This window comes from Halomonas sp. BM-2019 (assembly GCF_017584085.1).
The window spans coordinates 3,629,916-3,634,374 of record NZ_CP071922.1 but is presented as its reverse complement, the minus strand read 5'-3'; the positions used below and the strand labels follow the sequence as shown (position 1 = coordinate 3,634,374).

Here is a 4,459-nt window from a genome sequence, read left to right as displayed (position 1 = left end):
TTGCCATGATGCTGCTGGCCGGGGCGGTGAGCTGCCGGGTGCCCGGCTTCGATCGTCCCTTCGGGGGGCTGGCGCGGCTCTGGCACCTGCACCACTGGCTGGGCTTTGCCGCTTTCATCCTGGTGATGTTCCACGCCCTGGCGCTGGGGCTCGCCGCGGTGCCGGCCTCCCTGGACGCCGCCGTGGCCACCCTCTTCCCGCCGCTCTCCCATGGGGCGCTGTGGCTCGGCTGGCTGGCCTGGGCGGCCATGGTGGTGTTCCTGGCGCCCACCTTCGACTTCTTCGGCCAGCCCCACTACCAGCGCTGGAAGCGGCTGCACCTGGTCTCCGCGGCGGCGCTGCTGCTGGGGCTCTGGCACGCCCTGCTGCTGGCCGGGGAGGCCTGGCCCTGGTGGCTGCTCGGTATCGCCGGGCTCGGCGCCATCGCCTGGCGCAAGGGGCTGGCGCCCGGGCGGCGCCACCCCTACCGCGTCGAGGCGGTGGTGCCCCTGGCCAGGGGCGTGGTGGAGCTGGTGTTGCGCCCCGAGGGCGGCGGTATCCGCCACGAGGCGGGGCAGTTCGTCTACCTCTCGCCGCTGGACGAGACGCTTTCCGCCGGGCGCGCCGAGGAGCACCCCTACACCCTCGCCTCGTCGCCCTCGGACTCGCGGCTGCGCATCGGCATCAAGGACCTGGGGGATGCCAGCCATGCCCTGCAGGGCGTCACCCCCGAGACCCGCGTGCTGATCGAGGGACCCTACGGGGAGTTCTTCGGGCGCCGCTTCCCCGAGCGCGACATGCTCTGGCTGGGCGGCGGCATCGGCATCACCCCCTTCGTCGGCGGCGCCCGCGACCTGGCCTCGGGTGCTGCCGCCGAGGGGCGGGTGCAGCTGATCTATCTCGCCAACGACGAGACCCGAGCCTACTACCGGCAGGAGCTTGAAGAGATCGCCGAGCGGGTCGAGGGATTCACCTTCACCCAGCACTACTCGCGGGAGCAGGGGCGCATGACCGAGGCCTTCCTGCGCGAGCACTGCCCTGACTTCACCGAGCGGGAGATCTACCTCTGCGGCCCGCCGGCCATGAACGCCCACCTGCAGCGGCTGCTGACCGAGCAGGGGGTGCCCGTCTCACGCATCCACAGCGAGGTCTTCGACTTCCTATGAACATCAACAAGATCGCCTACTCCGCCTTCATCGCCTTCGTGGCGAGCCTGGCCACCCTGGTCTCGGTCAGCGCGCTCTCGAGCAGCGAGCGCGACGCGGCCGACGACGACGCCCTGGACCCCATCACCCTCGACGAGCTCGCCGAGCACGACGGCGCCGAGAGCTGCTGGAAGGCGATCCACGGCCGTGTCTACGACATCACCGACTATGTACCCGACCACCCCACCGACGAGGAAGTGATCCTCGAGTGGTGCGGCCGGGAAGCCACCGAGGGCTGGGACAACAAGCGCCCCGGGGTGCCCCATAGCGCGCGGGCCGAGGCCATGCTCGAGGAGTACCTGATCGGGCGCCTGGTGGATGAGGAGGGCGATACCATGGTGCCTGAGGCCGCCGCCCCCGAGGCGGGTGAGGACGAAGCGGAACGGCTCTCACCCGCCGAGGACGAGCGCCTGCACCGGGCCTTGCTGGGGCTGCCGCTGGACGGCCGTTACCGCGGCGTCTTCGGCGACGGCGGCGAGATGCAGGTCAACGTGCAGTTCGACCTGCGCGACGGCCGGCTCTCCAACATCAGCTATCGGCACCTGGCCTACCGCGGCGACGACTATCGCCGGCTGGACGAGGACGACGACCTCTACCCGGTGTGGGTGCAGCATCAGCAGCTGGCCGAGGCCCTCGAGGGGCAGCCGCTGACCGCCATCTTCGCCCTCTACGAGCCGGAGCGGCTGGCCGAGGACATCGACGGCTTCAGCGGCGCGACCCTGCGAGGCAACAAGGTCCACTCCGCCTTCCGCGATGCCCTCAATCGCGGCGTCTACAGCTGGCCCTGAGGCCGGTTCAGCCGAGCCCGCCGAGTCCGCCGGCCCGCCACAGCCACAAGGCGATCTGCGCGAAGTGGCCCGGATACCAGGCCAGCCACAGGCGGCGCGGCATCGCCCGGGGCACGGTCGGCGCCAGGGGCCGAGGTGCTGGCGAGGGAAGAAGGGCTTGAGGTCATCCAGTCCTCTCGGTGTGAATCCACCCCGCAGTGACAGGCTGGGCCCTCGAGAGTTCAGGAAGGCGCCCTGGGCGGAGTCTGGCGTATCGTTCAACGAAGGGGAAATGAAACCTGCCAGGGAGCAGTATCGACGGCGGTGGCGGAGCGAGCCCATGACAAGTCTGACCCTCTTTCGGGCCACTCGGCCCGGTTTTCTGATTCTGGCGCCGCTGTGTGCCCTGCTGGGCATCCTGCTGGCGGTGGATCAGCAGGTTCGGCCGGATCCCCTGGATGTCCTGCTGGTCATGGCAGGCGCCCTGCTGGCGCATGCCGCGGTCAACCTGCTCAACGAGTATGAGGACTTCCGCTCGGGGCTCGACCAGATCACCCAGCGCACGCCGTTCTCCGGCGGCAGCGGCGCCCTGCCGGCCGAGCCCGACGCCGCGCCAGCGGTACTCGGAGCGGGGGTGGCGGCACTGGGGGGCGTGGTGGCCATCGGCGGCTACTTCCTCTGGGCACGCGGTTGGCCGGTGCTGGCGTTCGGGGCCAGCGGCCTGGTGCTCGTCGTGACCTATACGCGCTGGATCACGCGCTCGGCCTGGCTCTGCCTGCTGGCGCCGGGGCTGGGGTTCGGCTTCGGGGTAACCCTGGGCGGGCTGGTGGCGCTGGGTGGTCGCGTCGATCCAGCGGCGCTGGTGGTCGCCGGAGTGGTAGGGATGCTGGTGAGCGAGCTGCTGCTGCTCAATCAGCTCCCTGACTGTGAGGCCGATCAACAGGTCGGGCGCCGGCACCTGCCGATCCTGATTGGCCTGCACCGCGCCGCTCGGCTGGTGGTCGCCATGCTGCTGGGAAGTTATGCCGTCGTCGCCTTGGCCGTGCTGGCCGGATGGCTGCCGGTGGCAACCCTGTGGGTTGGATTGACGCTTCCCGGTGCGCTCCGACTGGCCAGGCGGCTGCCCGGTGCGCTTGAGGAGCGGTCGCGCCTCGAACCGCTTATGGGGCTCAACGTGGGGGTGCTGCTTGTGACGCTGGCCTTGCTGGCGGCAGGGCTCTGGTTGGGTTAGCCCTGCCGCTCAGACGTCAGCGGTACCGCACGGTGATCACTCTTCGCCGAAGTAACGCTCGTAGATCTCGTCGTAGGTGCCGTCTTCCTTGAGGGTGGCCAGCGCCTCGTTGAAGCGCTCGGCGAGTGCGGAATCGCGCTGGCGGAAGGCGATGCCGAAGCCCTCGCCGAAGTACTCCTCGGGTTCGGTGACCATCTCGCCCACCACATGGAAGTCGCCCTGCTCGCTATGCAGTAGGGTGGCCTGGCCGACCACGTACTCCAGGAAGACGAGATCCAGGCGCTGGGCCTGCAGGTCCAGCACCATGTCGTCCGCCGTGGAGTAGCGGTTGATGGTGGCGATGCGCCCGTAGTTGTCGGTGGCGTAGTTGTCGTAGGTGGTGCCGCGCTGCACGCCGATGCTCTTGCCGGAGAGGGTCTCCTCGCTGATCTCCTCGATCTCGCTGCCCGCCGGGGCGAACCAGGCGCCGGGGATGGTGATGTAGGAGTCGGAGAAGAGCACGGTCTGGCGGCGCTCGTCGTTGATCGACATGGAGGACATGATGGCGTCGTAGTTGCGGGCCAAGAGGCCTGGAATGATCCCGTCCCACTCCTGCTCGATCCACTCGCAGGTGACGCCCTTCTCGGCGCACAGGGCGTTGCCCAGGTCGATGTCGAAGCCGGTCAGCTCGCCATCGGCGTCACGGTACTGCATGGGCTCGTAGGGCACGTCGACGCCGAAGCGCACGTGGTCATAGTCGCGGGCCTGGGCGGTGCCGGCGGCCATGGCCACGCCGAGGATCGAGACGGTCAGCAGTTTCTTCATGCAGTGACTCCTTGTGATGGGACGGCACCCTGCGGGTGCCTACGCGCCCGACTCTAGCCCAACTGCGGCGGGCTCGAAAGCCTTTCGCGGCGGAATTGCCAACGGGCGTTTGACGCTGGCGCCCTGGCCTGACTTGTTGGCTCAGCTCTGCGGCCTGAGGTGGGCCAGCAGGCGTCGCTCAAGCCAGCGGAAGAAGTAGAGGATGGCGAAGGTCAGGCAGAGGTAGATCGCCGCGACGAACAGGAAGGCCTCGAAGGGCGCATAGAAGCGCGCGTAGACGAAGCGTGCCGCGCCGGTAAGGTCCATCAGGGTGACGACGCTGGCGATGGCGCTGGCGTGGAGCATGAAGATCACCTCGTTGCCGTAGGCGGGCAGGGCGCGGCGGAAGGCGCTGGGCAGGATGATGCGTCGCATCATCAGGGCGTTCGACATGCCGTAGGCTCGGGCCGCCTCGATCTCGCCCCGCGGGGTGG

5 protein-coding genes and 1 pseudogene are annotated in these 4,459 nt (G+C 69.1%); 3 read left to right on the top strand and 3 right to left on the bottom strand.

The features are described 5' to 3' along the window. Together J5F18_RS18005 and J5F18_RS18000 are read left to right on the top strand one after the other, a co-directional pair. A partial coding sequence (locus J5F18_RS18005; protein ID WP_346299905.1) for a ferredoxin reductase family protein occupies window positions 1-1,145 on the top strand: 1,145 nt, incomplete at its 5' end. Next, window positions 1,142-1,972 carry a cytochrome b5 domain-containing protein gene (locus tag J5F18_RS18000; protein ID WP_346299904.1) on the top strand — a complete coding sequence of 277 codons (831 nt, stop codon included), beginning with the start codon at window positions 1,142-1,144 and terminating at the stop codon, window positions 1,970-1,972. The genes J5F18_RS18005 and J5F18_RS18000, both read left to right, overlap by 4 nt. Window positions 1,973-1,979: 7 nt before the next feature. On the opposite strand, the pseudogene J5F18_RS17995 reads toward J5F18_RS18000, so the two are convergent. Beyond that, window positions 1,980-2,078: pseudogene (locus J5F18_RS17995) on the bottom strand (TraX); the annotation flags it as partial. Between the two features lie 213 nt (window positions 2,079-2,291). Here J5F18_RS17995 and J5F18_RS17990 point away from each other — a divergent pair. Next, the gene (locus J5F18_RS17990) at window positions 2,292-3,182 is read left to right on the top strand and encodes a prenyltransferase (RefSeq protein ID WP_346299903.1); all 891 of its coding nucleotides are present in this window, start codon (window positions 2,292-2,294) and stop codon (window positions 3,180-3,182) included. A gap of 36 nt (window positions 3,183-3,218) precedes the next feature. Here the strand turns inward: J5F18_RS17990 and J5F18_RS17985 are convergent, their stop codons facing one another. Together J5F18_RS17985 and J5F18_RS17980 are read right to left on the bottom strand one after the other, a co-directional pair. Further along, window positions 3,219-3,986 carry a transporter substrate-binding domain-containing protein gene (locus J5F18_RS17985; RefSeq protein ID WP_346299902.1) on the bottom strand — a complete coding sequence of 256 codons (768 nt, stop codon included), beginning with the start codon at window positions 3,984-3,986 and terminating at the stop codon, window positions 3,219-3,221. Between the two features lie 141 nt (window positions 3,987-4,127). Further along, the coding region (locus J5F18_RS17980) for an ABC transporter permease subunit (protein WP_346299901.1) at window positions 4,128-4,459 on the bottom strand (332 nt) is incomplete at its 5' end.

What these genes read in the sequence shown, in the direction of transcription:
- J5F18_RS18000 (WP_346299904.1), top strand. Translation starts at nt 1,142, where the DNA reads ATGAACATCAACAAGATCGCCTACTCCGCCTTCATCGCCTTCGTGGCG.
- J5F18_RS17990 (WP_346299903.1), top strand. Translation starts at nt 2,292, where the DNA reads ATGACAAGTCTGACCCTCTTTCGGGCCACTCGGCCCGGTTTTCTGATT.
- J5F18_RS17985 (WP_346299902.1), bottom strand. Translation starts at nt 3,986, where the DNA reads ATGAAGAAACTGCTGACCGTCTCGATCCTCGGCGTGGCCATGGCCGCC.